26 protein-coding genes are annotated in these 25,098 nt (G+C 61.1%); 11 read left to right on the top strand and 15 right to left on the bottom strand.

The window, feature by feature from the left end; all coding sequences use genetic code 11:
• Nucleotides 1-36: 36 nt before the first annotated feature.
• The 5 genes from OC71_RS22885 to OC71_RS22905 form a co-directional block, all read right to left on the bottom strand.
• Nucleotides 37-2,103 (bottom strand): diguanylate cyclase, encoded by a 2,067-nt coding sequence (locus tag OC71_RS22885; protein ID WP_041073677.1) that lies wholly within the window; start codon nt 2,101-2,103, stop codon nt 37-39.
• Complete coding sequence (locus OC71_RS22890) at nt 2,100-2,978, bottom strand: endonuclease/exonuclease/phosphatase family protein (protein ID WP_041073679.1); 879 nt, start codon at nt 2,976-2,978, stop codon at nt 2,100-2,102. Before OC71_RS22890 ends, OC71_RS22885 begins: the two co-directional genes overlap by 4 nt.
• A gap of 14 nt (nt 2,979-2,992) precedes the next feature.
• Nucleotides 2,993-3,634, bottom strand: coding sequence for a thiol:disulfide interchange protein DsbA/DsbL (locus OC71_RS22895; protein WP_007962741.1), 642 nt, complete (start codon nt 3,632-3,634; stop codon nt 2,993-2,995).
• Nucleotides 3,635-3,834: 200 nt separating this feature from the next.
• Nucleotides 3,835-4,446: a cytochrome c gene (locus tag OC71_RS22900; protein WP_041073681.1), complete on the bottom strand. Its 612-nt coding sequence runs from the start codon at nt 4,444-4,446 to the stop codon at nt 3,835-3,837.
• A gap of 32 nt (nt 4,447-4,478) precedes the next feature.
• A complete protein-coding gene (locus OC71_RS22905) occupies nt 4,479-4,784 on the bottom strand; it encodes a cytochrome c5 family protein (RefSeq protein WP_041073683.1) in 306 nt (101 codons plus the stop codon).
• Nucleotides 4,785-4,975: 191 nt separating this feature from the next.
• On the opposite strand from OC71_RS22905, the gene yihA reads away from it, so the two are divergent.
• Nucleotides 4,976-5,620 carry a ribosome biogenesis GTP-binding protein YihA/YsxC gene (gene yihA, locus OC71_RS22910; RefSeq protein ID WP_041073685.1) on the top strand — a complete coding sequence of 215 codons (645 nt, stop codon included), beginning with the start codon at nt 4,976-4,978 and terminating at the stop codon, nt 5,618-5,620.
• A gap of 410 nt (nt 5,621-6,030) precedes the next feature.
• Here yihA and polA read toward each other — a convergent pair whose 3' ends face one another.
• Nucleotides 6,031-8,835 carry a DNA polymerase I gene (gene polA, locus OC71_RS22915; RefSeq protein ID WP_041073687.1) on the bottom strand — a complete coding sequence of 935 codons (2,805 nt, stop codon included), beginning with the start codon at nt 8,833-8,835 and terminating at the stop codon, nt 6,031-6,033.
• A 74-nt stretch (nt 8,836-8,909) separates the two neighbouring features.
• On the opposite strand from polA, the gene OC71_RS22920 reads away from it, so the two are divergent.
• Both OC71_RS22920 and OC71_RS22925 read left to right on the top strand, forming a co-directional pair.
• The gene (locus OC71_RS22920) at nt 8,910-9,206 is read left to right on the top strand and encodes a DUF2782 domain-containing protein (RefSeq protein WP_041073689.1); all 297 of its coding nucleotides are present in this window, start codon (nt 8,910-8,912) and stop codon (nt 9,204-9,206) included.
• Between the two features lie 62 nt (nt 9,207-9,268).
• On the top strand, nt 9,269-10,222 hold the full coding sequence (locus OC71_RS22925) for a homoserine kinase (RefSeq protein WP_041073691.1): 954 nt from the start codon (nt 9,269-9,271) through the stop codon (nt 10,220-10,222).
• Nucleotides 10,223-10,349: 127 nt separating this feature from the next.
• Here OC71_RS22925 and OC71_RS22930 read toward each other — a convergent pair whose 3' ends face one another.
• Nucleotides 10,350-11,270: a zinc ABC transporter substrate-binding protein ZnuA gene (locus tag OC71_RS22930; RefSeq protein ID WP_084234271.1), complete on the bottom strand. Its 921-nt coding sequence runs from the start codon at nt 11,268-11,270 to the stop codon at nt 10,350-10,352.
• Nucleotides 11,271-11,336: 66 nt separating this feature from the next.
• Between OC71_RS22930 and OC71_RS22935 the strand changes: the two genes are divergently transcribed.
• Genes OC71_RS22935 through OC71_RS22950 form a run of 4 tightly spaced genes read left to right on the top strand, consistent with a single transcriptional unit; the run spans nt 11,337 to nt 14,136 of the window.
• The gene (locus OC71_RS22935; RefSeq protein WP_041073695.1) at nt 11,337-11,819 is read left to right on the top strand and encodes a Fur family transcriptional regulator; all 483 of its coding nucleotides are present in this window, start codon (nt 11,337-11,339) and stop codon (nt 11,817-11,819) included.
• Entirely contained in the window at nt 11,819-12,604 is a 786-nt protein-coding gene (gene znuC, locus OC71_RS22940) for a zinc ABC transporter ATP-binding protein ZnuC (protein ID WP_041073697.1), read from the top strand. Before OC71_RS22935 ends, znuC begins: the two co-directional genes overlap by 1 nt.
• Complete coding sequence (gene znuB, locus OC71_RS22945; RefSeq protein ID WP_041073699.1) at nt 12,597-13,385, top strand: zinc ABC transporter permease subunit ZnuB; 789 nt, start codon at nt 12,597-12,599, stop codon at nt 13,383-13,385. The genes znuC and znuB overlap by 8 nt, the downstream gene beginning before the upstream one ends.
• Nucleotides 13,386-13,422: 37 nt before the next feature.
• The gene (locus OC71_RS22950; protein WP_041073701.1) at nt 13,423-14,136 is read left to right on the top strand and encodes a PA5502 family lipoprotein; all 714 of its coding nucleotides are present in this window, start codon (nt 13,423-13,425) and stop codon (nt 14,134-14,136) included.
• A gap of 76 nt (nt 14,137-14,212) precedes the next feature.
• Here the strand turns inward: OC71_RS22950 and katE are convergent, their stop codons facing one another.
• The gene (gene katE, locus OC71_RS22955) at nt 14,213-16,354 is read right to left on the bottom strand and encodes a catalase HPII (RefSeq protein ID WP_041073703.1); all 2,142 of its coding nucleotides are present in this window, start codon (nt 16,352-16,354) and stop codon (nt 14,213-14,215) included.
• Between the two features lie 260 nt (nt 16,355-16,614).
• Here katE and OC71_RS22960 point away from each other — a divergent pair, with 260 nt between their 5' ends.
• The 3 genes from OC71_RS22960 to OC71_RS22970 all read left to right on the top strand — a co-directional run bounded on the left by OC71_RS22960 (nt 16,615) and on the right by OC71_RS22970 (nt 19,145).
• Nucleotides 16,615-17,622 carry a methionine ABC transporter ATP-binding protein gene (locus tag OC71_RS22960; protein WP_041073705.1) on the top strand — a complete coding sequence of 336 codons (1,008 nt, stop codon included), beginning with the start codon at nt 16,615-16,617 and terminating at the stop codon, nt 17,620-17,622.
• A complete protein-coding gene (locus OC71_RS22965) occupies nt 17,622-18,296 on the top strand; it encodes a methionine ABC transporter permease (RefSeq protein ID WP_041073706.1) in 675 nt (224 codons plus the stop codon). Before OC71_RS22960 ends, OC71_RS22965 begins: the two co-directional genes overlap by 1 nt.
• 78 nt (nt 18,297-18,374) lie before the next feature.
• Nucleotides 18,375-19,145, top strand: coding sequence for a MetQ/NlpA family ABC transporter substrate-binding protein (locus tag OC71_RS22970; protein ID WP_041073708.1), 771 nt, complete (start codon nt 18,375-18,377; stop codon nt 19,143-19,145).
• Nucleotides 19,146-19,425: 280 nt separating this feature from the next.
• Here OC71_RS22970 and OC71_RS22975 read toward each other — a convergent pair whose 3' ends face one another.
• From OC71_RS22975 to OC71_RS22995, 5 genes are read right to left on the bottom strand one after another with little or no spacing between them, the layout of a single operon-like run.
• Complete coding sequence (locus OC71_RS22975; RefSeq protein WP_007962772.1) at nt 19,426-20,061, bottom strand: SCO family protein; 636 nt, start codon at nt 20,059-20,061, stop codon at nt 19,426-19,428.
• Nucleotides 20,058-20,957, bottom strand: coding sequence for a heme o synthase (cyoE, locus tag OC71_RS22980; protein ID WP_041073710.1), 900 nt, complete (start codon nt 20,955-20,957; stop codon nt 20,058-20,060). Before cyoE ends, OC71_RS22975 begins: the two co-directional genes overlap by 4 nt.
• Nucleotides 20,945-22,024, bottom strand: a complete 1,080-nt coding sequence (locus OC71_RS22985) for a heme A synthase (RefSeq protein ID WP_041073712.1) — start codon at nt 22,022-22,024, stop codon at nt 20,945-20,947. The genes cyoE and OC71_RS22985 overlap by 13 nt, the downstream gene beginning before the upstream one ends.
• Before the next feature lie 10 nt (nt 22,025-22,034).
• The gene (locus tag OC71_RS22990) at nt 22,035-22,628 is read right to left on the bottom strand and encodes a hypothetical protein (RefSeq protein WP_041073714.1); all 594 of its coding nucleotides are present in this window, start codon (nt 22,626-22,628) and stop codon (nt 22,035-22,037) included.
• Nucleotides 22,594-23,334, bottom strand: coding sequence for an SURF1 family protein (locus tag OC71_RS22995; protein ID WP_041073716.1), 741 nt, complete (start codon nt 23,332-23,334; stop codon nt 22,594-22,596). Before OC71_RS22995 ends, OC71_RS22990 begins: the two co-directional genes overlap by 35 nt.
• Before the next feature lie 71 nt (nt 23,335-23,405).
• Here OC71_RS22995 and OC71_RS23000 point away from each other — a divergent pair, with 71 nt between their 5' ends.
• Nucleotides 23,406-23,609 carry a twin transmembrane helix small protein gene (locus OC71_RS23000; RefSeq protein ID WP_041073718.1) on the top strand — a complete coding sequence of 68 codons (204 nt, stop codon included), beginning with the start codon at nt 23,406-23,408 and terminating at the stop codon, nt 23,607-23,609.
• A gap of 7 nt (nt 23,610-23,616) precedes the next feature.
• Here OC71_RS23000 and OC71_RS23005 read toward each other — a convergent pair whose 3' ends face one another.
• Both OC71_RS23005 and OC71_RS23010 read right to left on the bottom strand, forming a co-directional pair.
• A complete protein-coding gene (locus tag OC71_RS23005) occupies nt 23,617-24,504 on the bottom strand; it encodes a cytochrome c oxidase subunit 3 (RefSeq protein WP_041073720.1) in 888 nt (295 codons plus the stop codon).
• 25 nt (nt 24,505-24,529) lie between these two features.
• Complete coding sequence (locus tag OC71_RS23010; protein WP_041073722.1) at nt 24,530-25,081, bottom strand: cytochrome c oxidase assembly protein; 552 nt, start codon at nt 25,079-25,081, stop codon at nt 24,530-24,532.
• Between the last annotated feature and the right edge of the window lie 17 nt (nt 25,082-25,098).

Below are 25,098 nucleotides of genomic sequence, written 5' to 3' on the forward strand. Positions count from 1 at the left end.
CTGACGGGCTGATTTAAACAAAATGGAACAACTTGCTCAGCCCAGTTCGACCCGGTTACGTCCGCCGTTTTTCGCCCGGTACAGCGCCTGATCGGCTCTTTTAAGCACTAGATCGCTGTGTTCTCCCGGCTTGAACGACGCCAGTCCCATGGAAATGGTGATCGTCACTCGTTCACCCTTGAAGTGAAACGGGCACGCTTCGATGGCCGCCCGCAGGGTTTCCAGCAATTTGGCGCCGACGGCCGGCGTGGTGGCTGGCAGCAGCAAAACGAATTCCTCTCCGCCGAAGCGAGCAATGAAATCCGCCCCACGCAGACGTTTGCGCAGCACCGTGGCGATGATTTTCAATACCTTGTCGCCCGCCAGATGGCCGTAGTTGTCGTTGATGCGCTTGAAATGATCGAGGTCGAGCATCGCCAGGCTCAAGGTGTTGCCGTGTTGTTGCCATTGCCTGATCTCGTGTTCCAGCCGTTCGCTCCAGGCAGCGCGGTTGGGCAGGCCGGTCAACGGGTCGATCAGGGCTTTCTGTCGCTGTTCTTCCAGATGTTCGCGAAAGCCCAGGGCTTCCTGCTCCATGTGCGCTACACGTTCGGCCAGGCCTTTGAGACGTGCCGCCACTTCCTGCTCGCGGGCATCGCGTTGTTGCTGATGCTGATCCATGGTACCGAGCAGGCCTTCGAGATGGTTCTCCAGCACTCGCTTCAGATCATCCAGATCAGCCGCTTCCTGCACGCTGGTTTGCAAGCCGTCGACTTGCTCGCGAATCTGCGTGTCCATCGCCCGGGCTGCCGAGCTGTTGTCGGCATGGCCCTCGCTGGCGGCCTGCAAATTGCTCTGGAATGCTTCGAGGCGTTCGTTGAGCCGCTGCAGATAGGCTTCGAATTCGTGTTGGCCGCTGTCGGTGATTGCCAGCATCAAGGTGGCAAGGTCGTCGAGAATGGGCAGGAGTTCGTACCAGTTCAGGCCATTTTTCAAGCGATCACGCATGGCCTCGGCTTGCGGGCGATGGCGCTCTGGCAAGGTTAGGTCGTCGAGCAGCCCGATCAGCGTGTCTTCGATGTGTTTGGCCACCGAGCTGTAGGAAGGCTCCGGCGAATCGGGCAGGGCGTAGAGAATGTCTTGCTCGGGCTGCTCCGGATCGATGGCAGCCAAGGCTTGGGCAATCGGGGCGGGCAGGGGCAGGCTGTCGAGGAGCAAGGGGGCCGGGGCGTCGCCCGGGTGGATCAACTCGTCAGGGTTGATCGCCGCAGTGAGGGCTGGTGGCGCAAGCGGCAGGGCCAGAGGTTCGAGGGGCGGTTTGAGTTCAGGCAGTGGTTCGGGCGCCGTCTCGATGGCAATGACCGGCGGCACAAACGAAACCACAGGCGATTCGGCCTGCGGTTGCGCTGCAGCTGCCTGTTGAGGGCTTGCCTCTGCCGGCTGCAACAGCGGCGCGGCGCTGACCGGTGCCGGAGTCGGTTCGCCTGTTGGCGTCTGTGCGGGCTTGACATCAGGTTCAGTGTTGGCTGAGGGCGGCGCTGATATTGGCGCAGGCGCTTGAGCTTGCTCCGGGCCTGGCGGCCCTGGCGTTTCTTCGGCTTCGCGATTACCAAACAGGCGTTGCAGAAAGCCCGGGCGGTCCGGCGCGGGTGGGGTTTCCAGCTGGCTCAACGCTTTGCCCTGCAAACCGCTGAGTTCGCTCAACAGCAACGGCATTTCCCGCGCCTGACCGACCCGACTGTCCAGTTGCTTGGCGAATTTCTTCAGCGGCTGGGCGACTTCCCGCGGCAGCGGCAACGCTTGCAGTTGGGTAACCAGCGCGGTCAACGCGGTGCTGACCTGATCAATGCGGGTCTCGCGGCGCTGCTCGGAGTCGAGTACGGCTTTCTCCAGGCGCGGCAGCAGGGCGGCGAGACCGGCATCCATGTCGTCGGTGCGCACCACGTCGCGCATCTCTTTCATGCACTGATCAACAACCTTGTCGGTGCCTTCAGCGGCCAGCGTACTGCGTACCAGACCGCGGCGCAGCAAGTCGAGCCGGGCGGCCCAGCGCCGTTCGAGCTTGTCCTGCTGTTCGATACTTTTGAGGTACTTCTCTTTCCAGCGCTGGGCGTCGTCGCTCATTCAGGGGTTCCGCGAGGGGCAGGATTCAACGCGGGCAATGCATCGGCCGTGAGCGAACCCGGCAGACGAATCTCTACCGCGACCGGCAGGTGATCGGAAATGGGTTGGGCCAGCACTTCGACCTTTTCCAGGGTCAGGGTCGGGCTGAGTAAAATATGATCCAGGCATCGCTGCGGCCGCCAGCTGGGAAACGTGGCTTGCATCTGCGGGGCCAGCAGGCCGAGATCGCGTAACGGTGACTGTTGTAGCAGATCGCTGGCGTGGGTGTTCATGTCGCCCATCAATACCTGGTGCTTGTAGCCACCGATCAGGTCCCGAATGTAGGCCAGTTGCAGGCTGCGCACCCGGGCGCCGAGGGCCAGGTGCATCATCACCACCACCAGCGCTTCCGGGCCTTCGCCAAAGCGCAGCAGGATTGCGCCGCGACCTTTCGGGCCCGGCAGCGGATGGTCTTCGATCGCCCACGGTTTCAGTCGGCTGAGCACGCCATTGCTGTGCTGGGCCAGCCGGCCGAGGTTGCGATTGAGTTGTTGATACCAGTAAGGGAAGGCGCCGAGGTGGGCCAGGTGTTCGACCTGATTGACGTAGCCTGAGCGCAGGCTGCCGCCATCGGCTTCCTGCAGGGCGACCAGGTCGAAGTCGCCAAGCAGGTCGCCGATCTTCTGCAGATTGCCTGAGCGCCCGGTGTGCGGCAGCAGGTGCTGCCAGCTGCGGGTCAGGTAATGCCGATAGCGTTCGGTGCTGATGCCGACCTGGATGTTGAAGCTGAGCAAGCGCAGACGATGGTCTGCGGGCAGGCCCGTGGACTCCAGGTGATGCTCGTTGACCTGTGGATCATGCAGGCCAACGATGCGTTCAGTGCCCCAGCGGCGCATGGCAATGACCGCGCTTAGTTGGCAGCTGCCTTGTTGGCCGCTCGCTCTTTGGCGACCAGTTGATCAGCCAGCTTCAAGGCTTCTTCCGCACCACCGGCAGAGCCGATGTCGAAGCGGTATTTGCCGTTGACGATCATGGTTGGCACGCCAGTGATTTCATATTTCTTGGCCAGCTCACGCGCCTTGACGATCTGCCCTTTGATCGCGAACGAGTCAAAGGTGGCGAGGAACTTGTCCTTGTCCACGCCTTGTGTGGCGAGGAAGTCAGCCATGTCGTTCTTGTCGGTCAGCTTCTTGTGTTCTTTCTGGATCGCATTGAATACCGCAGCGTGAACCTTGTGCTCGACGCCCATCGCTTCCAGGGTCAGGAACATTTGGCCGTGAGCATCCCACGGGCCGCCGAACATGGCAGGAATGCGCACGAAGTTGACGTCGGACGGCAGTTTTTCAACCCAGGGATTGATCACCGGCTCGAACGCGTAGCAATGCGGGCAGCCGTACCAGAACAGCTCCACGACTTCGATCTTGCCAGGCTCTGCCACCGGCACCGGGTTGGCCAGTTCGACATAAGGGGCAGCGGGTGCTTCGGCGGCCTGGGCGGTCACGCCGAACAGGCTGGCAGCGACGAGAGCGGCGCTGATGATCAGATTACGCATGCTTTACTCCTGGACAATTTTGGTCGCCTCGCGCGACCTGTTTTCAGACAGATCCTGGCGGGCATGAGTTCTGTAGTGTAACGGCAGCGGCCACAAAAAAGGGCGGCCAAAGCCACCCTTTTTATACTTGCTGCGACGGATTAATCGAGCGTTAACGTTGCAGGAGATGTCCATCACCGGTAACGCTCGATGCAGGGCGGTTAGTGCAGGCCCTGAATGTAGCTGGCGACCGCAGCAATGTCTTCGTCGCTGAGTTTGCGTGCGATGGTGCGCATCGGCATGGAATCGCCGTCGTTGGCGCGACCGCCTTCTTCCTTGCGGAAGTCGGTCAGCTGTTTGGCGATGTATTGAGCGTGTTGGCCTCCCAGGTGCGGGAAGCCGGCGGCGGCGTTGCCGGCACCGTTCGGCGAGTGGCAGCCGGTGCAGGCTGGCAGGCCTTTGTCCAGGTTGCCGCCACGGAACAGGGCTTCACCACGGGCGACGATTTTTGGATCGGCGGCGCCGACGCTGCCCTTCTGACTGGCAAAGTAGGCGGCAATATCGGCCAGGTCCTGATCGCTCAGGTTGGTCAGCAGGCCGGTCATTTCCAGAACCTGGCGTTTGCCCGACTTGATGTCGTGCAACTGCTTGTCGAGGTAACGTTCACCTTGACCGGCCAGTTTCGGGAAGTTGGGTGCCATGCTGTTCCCGTCCGGGCCATGGCAGGCTCCGCACACGGCAGCTTTTGCCTGGCCGGCTGCTGCATCACCTGCAGCATGGGCGATGCCGGAGATTCCCACGGTCAACAGCAGACTCACGATCAATTTGTTCATCAGCTAATCCAACTACGGCTAAGGGTTAAGAGTTATGGACCGGGTTTACTCTCGCTCATCCAAAGGATGATGGCCTGGTAATCCTCGGCACTGCAGTCCATGCACAAACCACGCGGCGGCATCGCCTTGAAACCCTGGGTCACGTGTTGCACCAGCGTCTCCATACCTTTCGCCAACCTCGGCGTCCAAGCTGCCTGATCGCCTCTTTCGGGCGCCATGGGTAGTTGGCCGGAATGACAGGCACCACAAACACGGTTGTACACGGCTTCCGGTTCCTGTGTAGCCTGTGCGCCGCAAAGCGGTATCAGGACTCCGGCAGCCAGCAGCCATTTCGTCATAAAACGACCTTTTCAGGGTTGAGAGCGTTCTGCGTTCTGATGCGCAATCAAGGTCTTTGGCTCTCGTGAACTTCATCCTTCGCTGGGACAAAGCACACACAAAATCTGCGGCATTATATACTGGCGTCACTGAAACGGAAGCGACACCGCGTTCCGCGCCCAATCCCGGCGCCGCCCACATCGGAAATCCCATGCAACTCAAGAATCCCATCCTCGGCCTGTGCCAACAGTCCACGTTCATGCTCAGTGCCGCCAAAGTCGATCAATGCCCTGACGACGAAGGCTTCGAAGTGGCGTTCGCCGGTCGTTCCAACGCCGGTAAATCCAGCGCGCTGAACACCCTGACTCACGCCAGCCTGGCGCGCACCTCGAAAACTCCGGGTCGCACACAGCTGTTGAACTTCTTCAAGCTAGACGATGAACGGCGTCTGGTCGACCTGCCGGGCTACGGTTATGCAAAAGTACCGATCCCGCTCAAGCAACACTGGCAGCGTCACCTTGAGGCGTACCTCGGTGGCCGCGAGAGTTTGAAGGGTTTGATTCTGATGATGGACATCCGTCATCCAATGACCGACTTCGACCTGTTGATGCTCGACTGGGCCGTTGCCGCCGGCATGCCGATGCACATTCTGCTGACCAAGGCCGACAAACTGACCTACGGTGCCGCCAAGAACACGCTGCTCAAGGTGCAGTCGGAAATCCGCAAGGGCTGGGGTGATCAGGTGACGATCCAGCTGTTCTCCGCGCCCAAACGCATGGGCCTGGAAGAGGCCTACACTGTGTTGGCAGGCTGGATGGAACTCGCGGACAAGGGTTCGGAAACAACAGCTGAATAAGAAGTTTTCAAAACTGTCTGTGGTGCTGCCAGGCAAGGCAAAAGTGCGACAAAAAAGCGGAGTTTAGGGGACCTAAATGAGCATTTTTTGTTGCGCTTTTAACGCAGCATGGCTGCGCCATAGGCAGTTTTGGGGCAAAAAAAGCCCCGGACTTCATATGGGGAGGGAGAAGTTCCGGGGTTTAAGTTCCGAACCGCTAGGGCGGGGTTCAGATATCTGCCAACACTTAACACAACATAGGAGCATCGAAGGGCTTCACCAGCCATTCAGTATCTCTGAGTAGTGAGTTGTCAGATTAGTTCAGATTTTTTTCAAAAAGCTTTGGAATAACCCCAAGCGCGATTCGATATAAGCCCTATACAGCCGTTTGCCGCGACAGTGTGTCGCGGCAAACGCCCGGTCCAGAGCCCTTAGTGCGCCTCATCCCAGTTGTTGCCGACGCCGACTTCCACCAGCAACGGTACATCCAGTTTCGCCGCTTCGCTCATATGCAGGCGGATTTCCTGACTCACCTGCTCAACCAGATCCTCGCGAACCTCCAGCACCAGTTCGTCGTGCACCTGCAGGATGACCTTGGCGTCCAGCCCGGACGCTGTCAGCCAGTTATCCACCGCCACCATGGCTTTCTTGATGATGTCGGCCGCGGTGCCTTGCATCGGCGCATTGATCGCCGTGCGTTCGGCGGCGGCGCGTTCCTGCGGCTTGTTCGAGTTGATTTCCGGCAGGTACAGGCGTCGACCGAAGAAGGTCTCGACGTAACCCTGATCCGCAGCCTGCTTACGGGTGCGCTCCATGTATTCGCGCACACCCGGGTAGCGGGCGAAGTAGGTGTCGATGTAGGCCTTGGCGGTCTTGGTGTCGACGCCGATGTCCTTGCCGAGCTTCTGCGCGCCCATGCCATAGATCAGGCCGAAGTTGATCGCCTTGGCGCCACGGCGCTGGTCGGAGGTCACTTCGTTGAGCTCGACCTTGAATACTTCGGCAGCGGTGGCGGTGTGCACGTCCAGATTGTTGCGGAAGGCGTTCATCAAGCCTTCGTCCTTGGACAAGTGGGCCATGATCCGCAGTTCGATTTGCGAATAGTCCGCCGCCAGCAATTTGTAGCCTTTCGGCGCGACGAAAGCCTGGCGAATGCGGCGGCCTTCAGCGGTGCGCACTGGAATGTTCTGCAGGTTCGGATCGCTGGAAGACAAGCGTCCGGTGGACGCCACAGCCTGATGGTACGACGTGTGGATACGTCCGGTGCGCGGGTTGATCTGCTCCGGCAAGCGGTCGGTGTAAGTGCTTTTCAGCTTGCTCATGGAGCGATGCTCCATCAGCACTTTTGGCAGTCGATGATCGTCTTCGGCGAGTTTCGCCAGCACTTCCTCGGCGGTCGATGGTTGGCCCTTGGCGGTTTTCTTCAGCACCGGCAGGCCGAGTTTTTCGTAGAGGATTACGCCCAACTGCTTCGGCGAGCCGAGGTTGAATTCTTCGCCGGCGATCTCGAACGCTTCGCGCTCCAGTGCGACCATTTTGTTACCCAGCTCGATGCTCTGGATGCCGAGCAGTTCAGCGTCGACGAACGCGCCCTGACGCTCGATGCGCGCCAGCACCGGTACCAGCGGGATTTCGATGTCGGTCAGCACGCTGGCCAGGCTCGGGATCGCGCTGAGTTTTTCAAACAGGGTCTGGTGCAGACGCAGGGTGATGTCGGCGTCTTCGGCGGCATACGGGCCGGCCTGCTCCAGAGCGATCTGGTCGAAGGTCAGCTGTTTGGCGCCTTTGCCGGCGATGTCCTGAAAACTCACAGTGGTGTGATCCAGGTACTTCTGCGCAAGGCTGTCCATGTCGTGGCGGGTGGCGGTGGAGTTGAGTACGTAGGACTCAAGCATGGTGTCGAAGGCAATCCCGCGCACATTGATGCCTTGGCTCTGATCGCCGCCAATGGCGCAGTTGGCCAGAATGTTCATGTCGAACTTGGCGTGCTGGCCGACCTTGAGTTTGTTCGGGTCTTCCAGGATCGGCTTCAGCGCGCGCAGCACAGTGTCGCGATCCAGTTGCTCGGGCACGCCGATGTAGGAATGGGTCAGCGGGATGTACGCCGCTTCGTTGGCCTGCACCGCGAACGACAGGCCGACCAGTTGCGCCTGCTGCGCGTCGATGCCTGTGGTTTCGGTGTCGAAGGCGAACAGCTTGGCGTTGTTCAGTTTTTCCAGCCAGACATCGAAACGCGCCTGATCGAGGATGGTTTCGTAAGCGGCTTCAGCAGGGGCGGCGGGCACTTCGGCTGGCGGCGCGCTAAACAGATCGCCAGCCGACGCAGGCTCTGTGGCCGCGCTCAGCTCCTGGCGCTTGGCGTCGCGATCGAGGTCATTCAGCCAGCTCTTGAATTCCAGCAGGGTGTACAGCTCGTAGAGCTTGGCCGGGTCTTCCGGGCCCATTTGCAGGTCATCGAGGCCAATGTCCAGCGGCACGTCGACCTTGATGGTAGCCAGTTGATAGGAGAGGAAGGCCATCTCCTTGTGCTCTTCAAGCTTGGCCGGCAGAGTCTTGGCCCCGCGAATCGGCAGGGTCGGGACGATGTCGAGGTTTGCATAAAGCTCGGTGAGGCCGCCGTTAACGCCGACCAGCAGGCCGGACGCGGTCTTCGGGCCGATGCCGGGAACGCCCGGGATGTTGTCGGAAGAATCGCCCATCAGTGCCAGATAATCGATGATCTGCTCCGGAGCGACGCCGAATTTCTCCTTTACGCCCTCAACGTCCATCGAGCTACCGGACATGGTGTTGACCAAGGTAATGTGGCCGTCGACCAGTTGCGCCATGTCCTTGTCGCCGGTGGAGATGATCACCGGGCGAGCGGCTGCCGCGCTGCTGCGGGCGAGGGTGCCGATCACGTCGTCTGCCTCGACGCCCTCCACGCACAACAGCGGGAAGCCGAGAGCAATCACGCTCTGGTGCAGCGGCTCGATCTGCACGCGCATGTCGTCGGGCATGCTGGGGCGATTGGCCTTGTATTCGGCGTACATCTCATCGCGAAACGTCCCGCCCTTGGCATCGAAAACCACGGCGAACGGGCTGTCCGGATACTGCTTGCGCAGACTCTTGAGCATGTTCAGCACACCTTTGACCGCACCGGTCGGCAGGCCTTTGGAGGTGGTCAGCGGTGGCAGTGCATGGAAAGCGCGGTACAGGTAAGACGAACCGTCCACCAGGACGAGGGGGGCTTGGCTCATGAGCAGAATCAACCTTTTCGGCGGGCCCGGCGCTAGAATAGCGGGACCGTTGACGACAAAGGGACAAGGTTATCATGCGTACGTTAAATCGCTTGCTGCTGGTCGGTTTGATTGCTGTCTCACCATTGGCCGCGATGGCGGCGGATGATGCGCCGTCGAAGGAGCCGGAAGTTACCATTAACACGCACACCGAGGGCGACAAGGTCATTCAGGAATACAGCCGCAGTGGCTTCGTGTATGCGATCAAGGTCACGCCGAAGGGCGGCAAACCGTATTTCCTGGTGCGCGCCGATGGTTCGGACGTGAACTACATCCGTTCTGACCAGCCGGATATGCTGATTCCGTCGTGGGAAATCTTTACCTGGAAGTAAGATTCCTGACTTTTTAATCGGCGCCGCTTGATCGCGGCGCCCGAACTGAGCAGTTTTTAACCATGTCTGTGTTCACCCCCCTGGCTCGGCCAGAGCTGGAAACCTTTCTTGCCCCTTACGGGCTTGGCCGTCTGCTTGATTTCCAGGGGATCGCCGCCGGCAGCGAAAACACCAACTTCTTTATCAGCCTGGAGCAGGGCGAATTCGTCCTGACCCTGGTCGAACGTGGGCCGGTGCAGGAAATGCCGTTCTTCATCGACCTGCTCGACGTGTTGCACGAGGCTGATCTGCCGGTGCCCTACGCGCTGCGCACCACTGACGGCGTGGCATTGCGTGAGCTCAAGGGCAAGCCGGCGCTGCTGCAACCACGGCTGTCCGGCAAGCACATCAAGGTCGCCAACGCCCAGCATTGCGCGCAGGTCGGTGAGTTGCAGGCGCATCTGCACCTGGCGACCCAGGGCGAGCGCATGATCAAGCGCAAGACCGATCGTGGCCTGGACTGGATGCTGGAGGAGGGTAACGAGTTCCTCTCGCACTTGAGTGACGAGCCGCGTGCGCTGCTGCACAAGGCGCTGGATGAAATCACCCTGCAGAAAGACAAAATTCTTGCGTTGCCACGGGCGAACATTCATGCCGATCTGTTCCGCGACAATGCGATGTTCGAAGGCACGCACCTGACCGGGTTGATCGATTTTTACAACGCCTGCTCGGGGCCGATGCTCTACGACGTGGCGATCGCATTGAATGACTGGTGTTCGGACGAGGATGGCCTGATTGATGGTCCGCGTGCCCGCGCATTCCTTGGCGCTTATGCGGCGCTGCGTCCGTTCACTGCGGCTGAAGCTGAACTCTGGCCGACCATGCTGCGCGTGGCCTGTGTGCGGTTCTGGCTGTCACGGTTGATCGCCGCCGAGCAGTTTGCCGGGCAGGACGTGCTGATTCATGATCCACGGGAATTTGAGTTGCGGTTGGCGCAGCGGCAGCAGGTCAGCACCCCTCTACCGTTCGCGCTTTAAATTGTGGCGAGCGAGCTTGCTCGCGCTGGGTTGCGAAGCAGCCCCAAAATTCTGGCAATCAGCCTGATTTTTGTGAGTGCTGCGCACTCAAGCGGGAGCAAGCTCCCTCGCCACAGGTTTTGCGTTGCTACAACGATTCCAGGCAGCCGGCCAAATCGTTGCCCAACTTCTCCAGTACCTGCTCATACCCCTGAGCGGTCGCTTGCGTATAGCCACCCAGCGCATCCAGCTCCGCCAGCTTCACCGGCAGGCCCGCCACCAGGGTTTCCGCCAGGCGTGGACGCAGTGGCGGTTCGCTGAACACACAGGTCTTGCCCACTTCCTGCAGGCGTTTGCGCATCGCGGCGACATGTTGCGCGCCCGGTTGCACTTCGGCGGCCACGCTGAACACGCCAGTGTGTTTCAGGCCGTAAGCATCTTCGAAATAGTCGAAGGCTTCGTGGAATACGAAATACGGCTTGCCTTCAACGCTGGCCAGGCGCTGCTTCAGCCGCGCGTCCAACGCATCGAGACGCTCATCGAAGGCCTTGGCGTTGCGCTGATAGCGTTCGGCGTTGGCCGGATCGGCAGCGCTGAGGTCGGCAGCCATTTTCCCGGCAATGACTCGGGCGTTGACCGGCGATAGCCACAAATGCGCGTCCAGCGTACCCGGACGATGATCGTGATCATGCTCGTCGGCGTCTTCGGCGTGGGAATGGCTGTCTTCGGCAAAGCGGCGCAATTTCATGCCCGGCAGATCCTGCACGGCGACGCTCGGCAGCGTTCGACCGTTCAGCACACGCGGCAGGAAACCTTCCATGTCCGGGCCGATCCAGTACAGCAGGTCCACCGATTGCACCTTGCGCACGTCGGACGGGCGTAGTGCGTAGTTATGCGGCGAAGCACCCGGCGGCAGCAGCACTTCCGGGATGGCCACACCGTCCTGGACCGCTGCAGCGATCAACTGCAACGGTTTGATGCTGGTGAGAACCTTGACCTCGGCCTGAGCCGAACCGATCAGCAGAAAACTGGCGACAAAAGCCACAAAAACAGAAAAAAGTCGGGACACGATGACCACTCAAGGAGGCGAGAACGGGTAACATAATAACGTCTCTATCAAAACTCGTCGCCGCCCATGCCTATTACACCGATTGCCAGCCGTCCCCACGACCACTCTCATTGCGTGCACAGCGCACTGACCGAGGCCGATACCTTGTGCGCCCAGAAAGGCCTGCGCCTGACTGCGCTGCGCCGGCGGGTGCTGGAACTGGTGTGGCAGAGCCACAAGCCACTGGGCGCTTATGACATTCTCGCGGTACTGAGCGAGCAGGACGGCCGTCGCGCCGCGCCGCCAACCGTATACCGCGCGCTGGATTTCCTGCTGGAAAACGGTTTGGTGCACCGCATCTCTTCACTCAACGCCTTCGTTGGCTGTGTGCATCCGGAGCATGCGCATCAGGGCCAGTTCCTGATCTGCCGCGAGTGCCACGCCGCAATCGAGCTGGAACAAAAAGCCATCAGCGACGCGATTATCCACAGCGCCAAAGACGTCGGGTTCATTGTCGAAGCGCAGACCGTCGAAGTGGTCGGCCTGTGCGCCGGTTGCCAGGGGGCTTGATGAGCAACCCGTTGATCCGTCTTCAGCACGTTGCTGTCACGTTTGCCGGGCAGACCGTGCTCGACAACATTGAGCTGAGCGTCGAGCCGGGGCAGATCGTCACCCTGATCGGCCCCAACGGCGCCGGCAAGACCACCCTCGTGCGCGCCGTACTCGGGCTGCTGAAGCCGGACAGCGGCAGCGTCTGGCGCAAGCCGAAACTGCGCGTTGGCTACATGCCGCAAAAGCTGCACGTCGACCCGACCTTGCCGCTGTCGGTGCTGCGCTTCCTGCGCCTGGTGCCCGGTGTAGACCGCCCGCGCGCGTTGGCGGCGCTGAAAGAAGTCGGTGCCGAACACGTCATCGACAGCCCGGTGCAAAGTGTTTCCGGCGGCGAAATGCAGCGTGTGTTGCTGGCCCGGGCGCTGTTGCGCGAGCCTGAGCTGCTGGTGCTGGACGAGCCGGTGCAAGGCGTCGATGTCGCCGGGCAAGCCGAGCTGTACAGCCTGATCACTCGCCTGCGTGACCGTCACGGCTGCGGCGTGCTGATGGTGTCCCACGATTTGCACCTTGTCATGAGCACCACCGATCAGGTGGTGTGCCTGAATCGTCACGTCTGCTGCTCCGGGCACCCCGAGCAGGTCAGCGGCGATCCGGCGTTCGTCGAGCTGTTCGGCAAAAATGCGCCGAGCCTGGCGATCTATCACCACCATCACGACCACGCCCATGACCTGCACGGTTCGGTGGTCAAGGCGCCCGGTGCGGGCCACACCCACGTTCACGGAGACCACTGCAAGCATGGCTGATTTTCTGTTGTATGCCCTGCTTGCAGGTCTGGCACTGGCGGTGGTCGCCGGGCCGCTTGGTTCGTTTGTGGTCTGGCGGCGCATGGCCTACTTCGGCGACACCCTGTCCCACGCCGCGTTGCTGGGCGTGGCGCTGGGCTTTCTGCTGGATGTCAGCCCGACGGTCGCGGTGACCGTCGGCTGCCTGCTGCTGGCAGTGTTGCTGGTGACCTTGCAGCAGCGTCAACCGCTGGCCTCCGACACGCTGTTGGGGATTCTTGCACCGAGCACGCTCTCTCTTGGCCTGGTGGTACTAAGCTTCATGCATGAAGTGCGGATCGACCTGATGGCCTATCTGTTCGGCGACCTGCTGGCGATCAGTCCGACCGACCTGGCGTGGATCCTCGGCGGCAGCGCGGCAGTGCTGGTGTTGTTGGTGACGCTGTGGCGACCGCTGCTGGCGATCACCGTGCATGAAGAATTGGCCAAGGTCGAAGGTCTGCCGGTAGCGGGCCTGCGCATGGCGCTGATGCTGTTGATTGCGGTGGTGATCGCGGTGGCGATGAAAATCGTCGGTGTGTTGCTGATCACTTCGCTGCTGATCATCCCGGCGGCTGCGGCACAACGTCACGCCCGTTCGCCGGAGCAGATGGCGCTGGGCGCGAGCCTGCTGGGCATGCTCGCGGTGTGTGGCGGGCTGGCGCTGTCATGGTTCAAGGACACCCCGGCGGGGCCGTCCATCGTTGTGACGGCGGCCGCACTGTTTCTGCTGAGTTTTGTTCTGCCCCGTCGAGGGGTGTAGACTTGCTCGCTTTTTGCGCAATTAGAGAGTCGCAGGAATGAAGCCGTTCGCCTCCCGTTATCTGCTCCTTGTCGCATTTTCCGTGCTGCTGGGCGCCTGCCAAAGCACGCCGCCGGTGGCCGAAGCCCCCGACGCGCGGGCCACGGCCATCGCACAGCTGGAGCAAAGCCTGGCCAGCAGCGAACTGGCCACCGCCGAAGACCAATTGGCCGCCTTGCAGGCACAGAACCCCAACGATCAGTCCCTTGAGCAATACCAGCGCCAGCTGGCCGAAGCCTACTTGCGCCGCAGCCAGATCGTATTGCAGAAAGGTGATGTGAATGCGGCAGCCACCGCGCTGAGCCGCGCCCGCGCCCTGATGCCCAAAGCCCCGGCGCTGACCGGTGGCGTCAATGGCGCCATCACCGAAGCGCGCAAAGCCGAGCTGGAAAAAGCCGAAGCGGCGCTGCTGGCGGCCGAGGCCAAACCGAAAGCCAAGGTCATTGATCCGACTGCCGAAAGCACCACAGTGGCGTTGAACATCAACGACAGCCGCAAACTTCGCCGGCAACTGGATGCGATCGCCGCCGATGTGGTGAATTACGAGTGTGCTGTGAGCATTCAGGCGCCGCGGACTCAGGATTACCCTTGGCTGGCGACGTTGCTGAAAAAACGTGTGAAGAAATTGAATCCGGATTTCGAGCTGAAGATTGAAAAGCAGATCCTGCGCACCGTGCCGGCGCAGATGGTTTTGATTCCAGCCAAACCCTAAAAGATCGCAGCCTCCGGCAGCTCCTACAGGTGCAAGTAAACCCTGTAGGAGCTGCCGAAGGCTGCGATCTTTTGCTTTAGGCTGGAATGGCCTTGGCCTTAGGCTCCCGCGCCCAAACCCGATGCTGCCCGATCGCCGCAAAGAACGGCTTGGTCAATCCCGGCACATCCTTGCCCTGCAGCAACCCTGCATCCGCCTCTAGCTTCAGCAGATCCTGCAACTGCTTGGCATCGCCGTGCAGCGCAATCGCCTTCAGGTGCTTGTACGCCTCCAGCAGGTAGTGCAGCGCCACGCCATCAGCGCTCAACGCCTTGATCGACGCCGCGCCACCGGGCACGAACACCGCATCGAAGATCACTGAAGGCATGCCTTCCATGGAGGCGTCCACTGGCAGGGCTTTGCCGTCGGCAGTCTTCACCGGTGCCGACGTCGGGCCGAGCAGCTTGGCGTGCGCACCTTGTGCAGCCAAGGCCTTCTTCATCGCATCGATCGCCGCACCATCGACGCCGTTAGCGGCAAGAATCGCCACTTTCCGAGTTTTGATGTCCTCTGGCAGCAGATTCGCCTGGCTCAGCGCCGGCGAATGATCGAACGAAGTCTTGCGCACCTCGACCGTGCCTTTGCTCGGCGCTGGCAATCCGAGGTTGGCCGCCACACGTTTAGCCAGTTCCAGGTCGATGTTGGCGAGAATCTCATTCACCTGCCGTGCACGGATGAACTCACGTTCGACCTTGCCCAGCTCGAAACTGTAAGCGGCAATGATGTGTTCCTTCTCGTGCTCGCTCATGCTCTTGAAGAACAGCCGTGCTTGCGAGAAGTGATCGCTGAACGACTCGCTGCGCTGGCGGATCTTGTTCGCATCGATGCGTTCCGGATAACTCTCGAAGCCGCCGTCTTTAGCCGCCGGTGGGGTTTCCTTCGGCCAGCCGCCATCAATCGAGTTCGGCTCATAGGAAGCGCGACCCTTGTCGATCACCGTGCGGTGCTGCGCGTCGCGCTGGCCGTTGTGGAACGGTGCGACCGGGCGGTTGATCGGCAGCTCATGAAAGTTCGGCCCACCCAGTCGGCTGATTTGCGTATCGGTGTAGGAAAACAGCCGGCCTTGCAGCAGTGGGTCATTGGAGAAGTCGATGCCGGGCACGATGTGGCCCGGGCAAAACGCGACCTGCTCGGTCTCGGCGAAGAAGTTGTCCGGGTTGCGGTTCAGGGTCATCTTGCCCAGCGGGGTGATCGGCACGATTTCTTCGGGGATCAGCTTGGTCGGGTCGAGGATGTCGAAATCGAAGTCGTGTTCGTTTTCCTCCTCGATGATCTGTACGCCCAGCTCCCATTCCGGGTAGTCGCCCATCTCGATGGCTTCCCACAGATCGCGACGGTGGTAGTCGGTGTCTTTACCGGCGAGCTTCTGCGCCTCGTCCCACACCAGCGAGCAAGTGCCAGCGGTCGGGCGCCAGTGGAATTTGACGAAGCGTGATTTGCCCTCGGCATTGATCAGGCGGAAGGTGTGCACGCCAAAGCCCTGCATGCTGCGCAGGCTTTTCGGGATCGCCCGGTCGGACATCGCCCAGATCACCATGTGCGCCGATTCCGGCACCAGCGAGACAAAGTCCCAGAACGTGTCGTGGGCCGAGCCGCCGGTCGGGATCTCATTGTGCGGCTCGGGTTTCACCGCGTGGACAAAGTCGGGAAACTTGATCGCGTCCTGAATGAAGAACACCGGCATGTTGTTGCCGACCAGGTCGAAGTTGCCTTCGTCGGTGAAGAATTTCACCGCGAAACCGCGCACGTCACGCACGGTATCGCCGGAACCACGCGGCCCCTGCACCGTGGAAAAGCGCACGAACACCGGAGTCTTTTTCCCCGGGTCCTGCAGGAAACCGGCCTTGGTCAGCGCCGAATGGTTCTCGTAGGCCTGAAAGAAACCGTGAGCGCCCGTACCGCGGGCATGGACGATGCGCTCCGGAATGCGTTCATGGTCAAAGTGCGTGATTTTCTCACGCATGATGAAGTCTTCCAGCAACGACGGCCCGCGCGGGCCGGCCTTGAGGGTATTCTGGTTATCGGCGACCTTCACCCCCTGATTGGTGCGCAGGGCCTGGCCGGTAGCGTCGGAGCGAAACTTCTCCAGGCTGTCGAGTTTGGCGTTGGTGTTGGCGCGATCCTTGGTATCGGTTCCGGCCAGCTGGCTTTTGTCGGTGGTAGGTTTCTTGCTGCTCATCAGACGTAAACTCCTCGGTTGACCCCGTTTCCACGGGGACTCTTGAGCGTTTCCGGGCACGGTTACCCAGGGTTTCAAGTCGCTGAACTAGTGACCAATGAGCAGGAACGAGCGTTCCTTTTTTATGACCTTTGATCTTGTTATTGCCAAATCGAAGGTTAATTGCGAAATAAATGCTAAGAACCTCTATACGGACAGGCTAAAATGCGCGCCCGGCTAACCGCTGATCCTTTTCTAACGCGCCCCACAAGGTTCGCTACGTGATCGAGTTTCAAAACGTCCACAAAACTTACCGCGTCGCCGGTAAGGACATCCCCGCCCTGCACCCGACCAGTCTTTCGATTGAAAACGGTCAGGTCTTCGGCCTGATCGGCCATTCCGGTGCGGGAAAAAGTACCCTGCTGCGTCTGATCAATCGCCTGGAAGACTCCAGCGGCGGCAAGATCATCGTCGACGGCGAAGAAGTCACCGCGCTGGACGCCAACGGCCTGCGCCGTTTCCGCCAGCAGGTCGGGATGATCTTCCAACACTTCAACCTGCTCGCTTCCAAGACCGTGGCCGACAACGTCGCGCTGCCGCTGACCCTGGCCGGCGAACTGTCGAGCAGCGAGATCAATCAGCGCGTCGCCGAATTGCTGGCGCGGGTCGGTCTGTCTGATCACTCCAAAAAGTATCCGGCGCAGCTGTCCGGCGGCCAGAAACAGCGTGTCGGCATCGCCCGCGCCCTGGCGACCAAGCCGAAAATTCTGCTGTGCGACGAGGCCACCAGCGCCCTCGACCCGCAGACCACCGCGTCGGTTCTGCAACTGCTGGCCGAGATCAATCGTGAACTGAAGCTGACCATCGTCCTGATCACCCACGAGATGGATGTGATCCGTCGGGTCTGCGATCAGGTGGCAGTGATGGACGCCGGGGTGATCGTCGAGCAAGGTTCGGTGGCCGATGTGTTCCTGCATCCGCAGCACCCGACCACCAAGCGTTTCGTCCAGGAAAGCGAGCAGATCGACGAAAGCGAACAGCGCGATGACTTCGCTCACGTACCGGGTCGCATCGTGCGTCTGACCTTCCAGGGCGAAGCGACCTACGCGCCGTTGCTCGGTACCGTTGCCCGGGAAACCGGGGTCGACTACAGCATCCTCGCCGGTCGCATCGACCGCATCAAAGACATTCCTTACGGGCAATTGACCCTCGCCGTCACCGGTGGCGACATGGAAGCGGCTTTCGCCCGCTTCACCGCCGCTGACGTTCATATGGAGGTGCTGCGTTAATGGAAATGCTCAAGGCTTTCTTCGAAAACATCGATTGGCTGGAAATCTGGCTGGCCACCGGCGACACCCTGCTGATGCTCGGTGGTTCGCTGCTGTTCACCGTATTGCTCGGCCTGCCGCTGGGCGTGCTGCTGTTCCTCTGCAGCCCGCGTCAGTTGCTGGAAAACCGTGGCTTCTACGCCTTCATGTCGTTGGCGGTGAACATCCTGCGTTCGCTGCCGTTCATCATTCTGCTGATCGTGATGATTCCGTTCACCGTGCTGATCACCGGCACTTCGCTGGGCGTGGCCGGTGCGATTCCGCCGCTGGTGGTGGGTGCGACTCCGTTTTTCGCGCGTCTGGTGGAAACCGCGCTGCGTGAAGTCGATCGCGGCATCATCGAAGCCACTCAATCGATGGGGGCGACCACCCGGCAGATCATCATGAACGCCTTGCTGCCGGAGGCCCGTCCAGGCATCTTCGCCGCGATTACGGTGACCGCGATTACTCTGGTGTCCTACACGGCAATGGCCGGTGTGGTCGGCGCCGGTGGTCTGGGTGACCTGGCGATCCGTTTCGGCTACCAGCGTTTCCAGACTGACGTGATGATCGTCACCGTGGTGTTGCTGCTGATTCTGGTACAAGTGCTGCAAATGGTCGGCGACCGTCTGGTCGTGCATTTCTCGCGCAAATAACCGGTTTTTGTAATCAAGAAATGAGCCGGCCATTCGCTGGCAGGCGCCACACGGGCGCTTTGAAAAGGAGTTAGCTGAATGAAAAAACTGATCGCTGCTTTCGCTGCCGTAGCCGCTTTTTCGGCCCACGCCGAAACCCTGACCGTTGCCGCCACCCCGGTGCCGCACGCGGAAATCCTCGAGTTCGTGAAGCCGGCCCTGGCCAAGGAAGGCGTGGATCTGAAGGTCAAGGTCTTCACCGACTACATTCAGCCGAACGTACAGGTGGCCGAGAAGCGCCTGGACGCCAACTTTTTCCAGCACCAGCCGTACCTCGATGAGTTCAACAAGGCCAAGGGCACCAGCCTGGTGGCGGTGACCGGCGTGCATCTGGAGCCGCTGGGCGCGTACTCGAACAAGATCAAGGATCTGAAGGACCTGCCAAGCGGCGCCAACGTGGTGATTCCGAACGACGCCACCAACGGCGGCCGCGCGCTGTTGCTGCTGGCCAAGGCCGGCCTGATCACCCTGAAGGATCCGACCAACATCCTGTCGACCCTGAAAGACATCGCGCAGAACCCGAAAGACCTGAAAATCCGTGAACTGGAAGCCGCGACCATCCCGCGCGTGCTGACCCAGGTCGATCTGGCGCTGATCAACACCAACTACGCGTTGGAAGCCAAGCTCGATCCGTCCAAGGATGCGCTGGTGATCGAAGGCAACGACTCGCCGTACGTGAACATCCTGGTGTCCCGTGCGGACAACAAGGACAGCGACGCGATGCAGAAACTGGCGGCTGCGCTGCACAGCCCGGAAGTGAAGAAATTCATCACCGAGAAGTACAAAGGCGCGGTATTGCCGGCGTTCTGATACAGATTGCTGCAATGAAAAGGGGACGCCAATGGCGTCCCCTTTTTTGTGGCCGAGTGTTCGGTTTTGGACCTGCTGTGTATTTGCCCCTCACCCCAGCCCTCTCCCGGAGGGAGAGGGAGCCGACCGAGGTGTCTTGCGTTGTACATCGACCTGAAAGATTGGGTCGATTATGGATTCGGCAAAGGACTTACAGGTCGGCGTATTTCGTCAGCATCCCTCGGTCAGTCCCCTCTCCCTCCGGGAGAGGGTTAGGGTGAGGGGTGGCTTTTGATCTTGGCTATTTACGGTTGAGCATTACTGGCAGCTGCGCAACCAGTTTGGCGTTGTTCAACGGCGCACGAATAAACCCGCGCTGCGTCCCATCCGGCCCGATCACCGCCAGATTGCCGCTATGGTCGACGGTGTAATTCGGCTTGCTGGTATCGGCCGGAATGAACGGAATGCTCACCGCGTTGGCGACTTTCTGCAGCTCTTCGATCGACTTCGGCGTCAGGCCCACGAACTGCGGATCAAAGTAGCCCAGGTACTGTTTCAGCTGCTGCGGGTTGTCGCGGTTCGGGTCGACGCTGACCAGCACGATCTGCAGTTTATCCACAGCATCCTTGGGCAACTCGCTCTTGATCTGGCGCAGTTGGGCGAGGGTGGTCGGGCAGATGTCCGGGCAGAAGGTGTAGCCGAAGAACAGCAGGCTCCACTTGCCTTTCAACTCATCAATGGCGACCGGTTGGCCGTCCTGATTGGTCATGGTCACGCCCGGCAGGGTGCGGCTCTGCGGCAGCAGGATGATGCCGGCGTCGATCAGCGCGGTGGGATCGCCCTGGCCCTTGCCGCTCAGTACTTTGTTGACGGTCAGTCCCAGGATCAGCGCGATCACGGCGACGAGGATGAAGACGGTTTTCTGGGTTCGAGTCATAGGTTCAACAGTAAGTAGTGGTCTACGAGCAGGGCGATGAACAACAGGAACAAGTAATAAATAGAGTACTTGAAGGTGTTGATCGCCGCGTGCGGCCGAGTGCCACGGTACAGCACCACGGCCCATTGCAGAAACCTTGCGCCGAGGGCGAGGGCGCAGATCAGGTAGAGCATGCCGCTCATGTGGATCACATACGGCAGCAGGCTCACCGCGAGCAGCGCGAAGGTGTACAGCAGAATGTGCACCTTGGTGTAGTGCTCGCCGTGGGTCACCGGCAGCATCGGGATGTCGGCCTTGGCGTATTCCTCCTTGCGATGAATCGCCAGCGCCCAGAAATGCGGCGGGGTCCAGGCGAAGATGATCAGCACCAGCAGCAACGGTTCGGCGCTGACATGGCCGGTAGCGGCGGTCCAGCCGAGCAGCGGAGGGGCGGCGCCGGCAAGACCGCCGATGACGATGTTCTGTGGCGTCGCGCGTTTGAGGAAGCCGGTGTAGATCACCGCGTAGCCGAGTAACGAAGCGAGGGTCAGCCACGCGGTCAGCGGATTGGTGAACGTCAGCAGCATCGCCTGCCCGAGCAGGGCCAGCACCAGCGCAAAGGTCAGCGCCGCTGCCGGCGAAACCCGGCCCTCGGCCAATGGCCGTTTGTGCGTGCGCGCCATCACCGCATCGATGCGCCGGTCGACCACATGATTCACCGCCGCCGCGCCGCCAGCACACAACGCAATCCCCAGATTGCCGAACACCAGCACCGTCCACGGCACTCCGGCGCGGGTCGCGAGGAACATGCCGACCAGCGAGGTGATCAGCATCAGCACTACCACTTTCGGCTTGGTCAGCTCCAGATAGTCACGCCACAGTGCTTGCGCGGGGCGTTCGCCGATCAGAAGCGCCATGGCGTTTCTCCTTTAATGGTGATGGGCGCCGCCACGTGTTTACGCGGGCTGAGGCGCCAGCGCGCAAGCACCGGCTGTTTGACCCGGACCAGACTGGTGCGCGCGTGATAATTGACCAGCACCATGCTCAGCAGCAGCGCGGCGCCACCGGCGTTGTGCGCCACGGCCACCGGCAGCGGCAGATGGAACAATACGTTGCTGATACCGAGGGTGATTTGTGCAGCGAGGGCGATGACGACCAGCCCGGCCAAACGTGTCATGCCGACGGCTTTCAGTTGCCAGGCCAAGCCGAGCAGCACCAGCGTCACCAGCAGCGCGCCGATGCGGTGGGTCAGGTGAATCGCTGTGCGTGCATCGCTGTCGAGTTGGCCGCCGAGATAATTGGGGCCGATGTGCTGGGTCAGGTGAAAGCCGTTGGCAAAGTCCGCCGGTGGCAGCCATTGACCGTGGCAGGTCGGGAAGTCGATGCAGGCCACCGCCGCGTAGTTGGAGCTGACCCAGCCACCGAGCGCGATCTGGCCGATCACCAGCAACAACCCCGCCGTCGCCCAATACTGCAAGCGCTTGGGCACGGTCAGCGCCGGCAGCACGCCGGACAGCCTCAACGTCAGCAGGAACAGCAAACTCAAGGTCGCAAAACCGCCGAGCAAATGCCCGGTGACCACTTGCGGCCAGAGCTTGAGCGTCACCGTCCACATGCCGAATGCCGCTTGCGCGAACACCACTGCCAGCAGAAACAGCGGCAGCTTCAGCGGCTGTCCCGGATGACCACGATTGACCCAGGCACGCCCGGCCAGAATCGCAATCAGCAGGCCGAGAGTGCCGGCGAAGTAGCGGTGGATCATCTCGTTCCAGCCCTTGTGCGCCACCACCGGCGAGTCGGGGTAATGCAGTTCGGCATGGGCCAGTTGGGCTTCGCTTTTCGGCACGCTGATAAAGCCGTAGCAGCCCGGCCAGTCCGGACAGCCGAGGCCGGCGTGGGTCAGGCGGGTGTAGGCGCCGAGCAGCACGACGATCAGTGCCAGCAGGGTGGCAAACAGCGCGAGGCGAAATCCAGGTTTGGCCATGACGATGCCCTTATCCGATGTTCGACAGTTTCAGCAGGTGGCGCAGGTCGTTGAGCAGATCCTTGCCCTTCACGCTCGGCTCGTAGCGCAGTACCAGGTTGCCGTGCGGGTCGATGATCCACAGTTGCGGTGTGGCCTTGTCGCCGGTGGCCTTGCTCAACGCTGCGCTGTCCAGCGGGTAGCGTTGCAGCTGCGGGTATTCGCGGGTCAGCTTGGCTTCGTAGTCGGCGCTCAGCGGCTGTGCAGCGGCGAGGGCGTGGCTGGCGCGCCCGGCATCCCGGCCGAGGCCGATCTGGATCTGCCGGGCGAGGTACACCAGTTGCTGGCAGTCCACCGCGCAGTCCTTCGGTGCGGTGACCAGCATCTGCCAGCGTTGCTCATCGGCCTGCACGCCGAGGTCGGCGCGGGTCTGGCCATTGCCGATCAGTTCGCCGTGATAGCTGCGGCCTTCCGGCACCCAGAACTGCAATTTGTACATGCCGGTGGCGAGAATCATCGGGCCGACTACGCCGAGCACAATCAGCAACAGCTGGATCCGCCCACGGCGGCGGGTGGCCGGGGTTTTCGCCTCAGACATGCTGGGTGGATTCATGGCCGTTCCCATGGTGGTTCTCCTTTGCGTTGTGCAATCCAAGGTAGAGGTAGAGACCGAGCAGGGCGGTGGCCATGGCGAACCACTGCACGGCGTATCCAAGGTGTTTTTCCGGACCCATGGCCACCACCGGCCAGTCGGCCTCGTAACTGGCGGGACCGGGTTCGGCGCGAAGTTCGTAGGCGAAGCCGTCGCGTTCGAGGGTTTTCCACAGCTTGGCCGGCTCGACGGCGGTGACGGTTTGCGGCCAGGTGCTGCTGGCGGGGTCGGCGTGCAACTGGAAGGTCGCGCCGGGGGCGACGTACACCCAGGCATCGATATTCACGGCATCGGCCGGGGTTTTGAATTGCGGGGTAACGCGGCGGTCCGGCCAAGCCAGCCAGCCGCGATTGACCAGCAGCCACAGGCCGCTGGCCCGATCCTGAAACGGTTGCAGCAACTCGATGCCGACCTTGCCGTTACGCTGACGGTTGTCCAGCAGCAGGCTGTGAGCGCTATCGAACTGACCATATAGATGAACGCGGCGAAAGGCCGGGTCGGCGCTGTGCAGCAATTCGCTGCTGGCCATCGGCTCGGCCGCGCGGCGTTCGGCGTAACTGGCGAGCAGGGCGGTTTTCTCCGCGCCCCGACCGAGCTGCCAGAAACCCAGCGACACCAGCAACGGCAGCAACAGCGCCACCACCACGGTCGGTATCACGCCCGGGCGGAAGCGCTTCATGGCCGCGCCACAAAGTCAGTCGTCGCGATCGCTATACTCAACTGCATCGCCTGTCCCCCGGAGTTCTTCCCATGCTCAAAGCAGCCATTGTCGTGCTGCTGATTGCCACGGTGATCAGCCTGTTCAGCGGCCTGTTTTTCCTGGTCAAGGACGACAGCAGCTCCAATCGTCTGGTAATCGCCTTGAGTGTTCGGGTGGCCCTGGCCGCTGCCACCGTCGGCTTGATTGCCTGGGGCTTCTACAGCGGCCAATTGGTGTCGCACGCGCCTTGGTGATCAGTGCTCAAAGCACATAAACGAAGATGAACAAGCCGATCCACACCACATCGACGAAGTGCCAGTACCAGCTCGCCGCCTCGAAGCCGAACTGATGCTCGGCATCGAAATGGCCCTTCATGATGCGCATCAGCATCACGAACAGAATGATCGTGCCGATGGTCACGTGGGCACCGTGGAAACCGGTGAGCATGAAGAACGTCGCGCCGTAGATGCCCGAACCCAGGGTCAGGCCCAGTTCGTGGTAGGCGTGCATGTATTCCTCGGCCTGCAAGGCGAGGAAGCCGCAGCCCAGCAGCACGGTGATCGCCAGCCAGATTTTCAGCGCGCCGCGATGGCCCTTCTTCAAGGCATGGTGGGCGATGGTGATGGTCACACTGGAACTGACCAGCAGAATCGTGTTGATCAGCGGCAGGCCCCACGGGCTGATGACTTCTTTGGGCGGCGGGAACAGTTTCGGGTCAGGCGTGTGCAGCAGCGGCCAGGTGAACTGGAAGTTCGGCCAGAGCATGTGGGCGATGCCTTTCGGCCCTTCGCCCCCCAGCGCCGGGCCGGAAATATGCCGCACGTAGAACAGCGCACCGAAGAAGGCGATGAAGAACATCACCTCGGAAAAGATGAACCAACTCATGCCCCAGCGGAACGAGCGATCGAGCTGCGGGCTGTACAGCCCGGCGCGACTTTCCTTGATCACCGCCCCGAACCAGCCGAACAGCATGTACGCCAGCAACAGTCCGCCGACGAAAAAGATGTACGGGCCGTGGGATTCCGGGCGCGCGGCCTTCAGATCGTTGAACCAGGTCGCCAGGCCGTACACGGTGATGACCATGCCGAAGGTGGCGATGATCGGCCATTTGCTCTGGGCCGGGACGTAATAGTGCTCATGAGTTGCCATTTATTGTTCTCCTTATCGGGCACGCTTAACCGCCAGTGTTTGCAGCCACCGGAGGATGTCGGGCGGTGATATCGAACAGCGTGTAGGACAGCGTCAGGTGCTTCACGTCCTTGGGCATGTCGCGGTCAACGATGAAACGCACCGGCATCTCGATCTGCTGACCCGGCTGCAGCACCTGCTGGGTAAAGCAAAAGCATTCGGTCTTGTGGAAATACGCCGCCGCATTGCTCGGCGCGATGCTCGGCACGGCTTGCGCACTCATCGGTTTGTCGGTGGGATTGCGCGCGACGAAAATCATCTCGTTGACCGCGCCGGGGTTGGCGGTCAACTCATCGTGTTTTGGGTAGAACTCCCACGGCATGTCGATGTTGTTGGTCGACAGAAACTGCACGCGAACTTGCCGCGAACTGTCCACCACCTGCTCGCCCTCGTACTGCCCGGCGGTCTTGCCGTTGATGCCGAAGGCCTTGCACATCACGTCGTAGATCGGCACCAGGGCAAAGCCGAAGACAAACATCGCCACCACCACGCCGAGCAGGCGGGTGACCAGTTTTTTCAGCGAGATCGAGTCAGCCATGAGTCATGCCTCCCTCG

The organism is Pseudomonas sp. W15Feb9B, assembly GCF_000828175.1.
GTDB classification, from domain to species: Bacteria; Pseudomonadota; Gammaproteobacteria; order Pseudomonadales; family Pseudomonadaceae; genus Aquipseudomonas; species Aquipseudomonas parakoreensis.

What these genes read in the sequence shown, in the direction of transcription:
- OC71_RS22885 (WP_041073677.1), bottom strand. Translation starts at nt 2,103, where the DNA reads ATGAGCGACGACGCCCAGCGCTGGAAAGAGAAGTACCTCAAAAGTATC.
- OC71_RS22890 (WP_041073679.1), bottom strand. Translation starts at nt 2,978, where the DNA reads ATGCGCCGCTGGGGCACTGAACGCATCGTTGGCCTGCATGATCCACAG.
- OC71_RS22895 (WP_007962741.1), bottom strand. Translation starts at nt 3,634, where the DNA reads ATGCGTAATCTGATCATCAGCGCCGCTCTCGTCGCTGCCAGCCTGTTC.
- OC71_RS22900 (WP_041073681.1), bottom strand. Translation starts at nt 4,446, where the DNA reads ATGAACAAATTGATCGTGAGTCTGCTGTTGACCGTGGGAATCTCCGGC.
- OC71_RS22905 (WP_041073683.1), bottom strand. Translation starts at nt 4,784, where the DNA reads ATGACGAAATGGCTGCTGGCTGCCGGAGTCCTGATACCGCTTTGCGGC.
- yihA (WP_041073685.1), top strand. Translation starts at nt 4,976, where the DNA reads ATGCAACTCAAGAATCCCATCCTCGGCCTGTGCCAACAGTCCACGTTC.
- polA (WP_041073687.1), bottom strand. Translation starts at nt 8,835, where the DNA reads ATGAGCCAAGCCCCCCTCGTCCTGGTGGACGGTTCGTCTTACCTGTAC.
- OC71_RS22920 (WP_041073689.1), top strand. Translation starts at nt 8,910, where the DNA reads ATGCGTACGTTAAATCGCTTGCTGCTGGTCGGTTTGATTGCTGTCTCA.
- OC71_RS22925 (WP_041073691.1), top strand. Translation starts at nt 9,269, where the DNA reads ATGTCTGTGTTCACCCCCCTGGCTCGGCCAGAGCTGGAAACCTTTCTT.
- OC71_RS22935 (WP_041073695.1), top strand. Translation starts at nt 11,337, where the DNA reads ATGCCTATTACACCGATTGCCAGCCGTCCCCACGACCACTCTCATTGC.
- znuC (WP_041073697.1), top strand. Translation starts at nt 11,819, where the DNA reads ATGAGCAACCCGTTGATCCGTCTTCAGCACGTTGCTGTCACGTTTGCC.
- znuB (WP_041073699.1), top strand. Translation starts at nt 12,597, where the DNA reads ATGGCTGATTTTCTGTTGTATGCCCTGCTTGCAGGTCTGGCACTGGCG.
- OC71_RS22950 (WP_041073701.1), top strand. Translation starts at nt 13,423, where the DNA reads ATGAAGCCGTTCGCCTCCCGTTATCTGCTCCTTGTCGCATTTTCCGTG.
- katE (WP_041073703.1), bottom strand. Translation starts at nt 16,354, where the DNA reads ATGAGCAGCAAGAAACCTACCACCGACAAAAGCCAGCTGGCCGGAACC.
- OC71_RS22965 (WP_041073706.1), top strand. Translation starts at nt 17,622, where the DNA reads ATGGAAATGCTCAAGGCTTTCTTCGAAAACATCGATTGGCTGGAAATC.
- OC71_RS22970 (WP_041073708.1), top strand. Translation starts at nt 18,375, where the DNA reads ATGAAAAAACTGATCGCTGCTTTCGCTGCCGTAGCCGCTTTTTCGGCC.
- OC71_RS22975 (WP_007962772.1), bottom strand. Translation starts at nt 20,061, where the DNA reads ATGACTCGAACCCAGAAAACCGTCTTCATCCTCGTCGCCGTGATCGCG.
- cyoE (WP_041073710.1), bottom strand. Translation starts at nt 20,957, where the DNA reads ATGGCGCTTCTGATCGGCGAACGCCCCGCGCAAGCACTGTGGCGTGAC.
- OC71_RS22985 (WP_041073712.1), bottom strand. Translation starts at nt 22,024, where the DNA reads ATGGCCAAACCTGGATTTCGCCTCGCGCTGTTTGCCACCCTGCTGGCA.
- OC71_RS22990 (WP_041073714.1), bottom strand. Translation starts at nt 22,628, where the DNA reads ATGGGAACGGCCATGAATCCACCCAGCATGTCTGAGGCGAAAACCCCG.
- OC71_RS22995 (WP_041073716.1), bottom strand. Translation starts at nt 23,334, where the DNA reads ATGAAGCGCTTCCGCCCGGGCGTGATACCGACCGTGGTGGTGGCGCTG.
- OC71_RS23000 (WP_041073718.1), top strand. Translation starts at nt 23,406, where the DNA reads ATGCTCAAAGCAGCCATTGTCGTGCTGCTGATTGCCACGGTGATCAGC.
- OC71_RS23005 (WP_041073720.1), bottom strand. Translation starts at nt 24,504, where the DNA reads ATGGCAACTCATGAGCACTATTACGTCCCGGCCCAGAGCAAATGGCCG.
- OC71_RS23010 (WP_041073722.1), bottom strand. Translation starts at nt 25,081, where the DNA reads ATGGCTGACTCGATCTCGCTGAAAAAACTGGTCACCCGCCTGCTCGGC.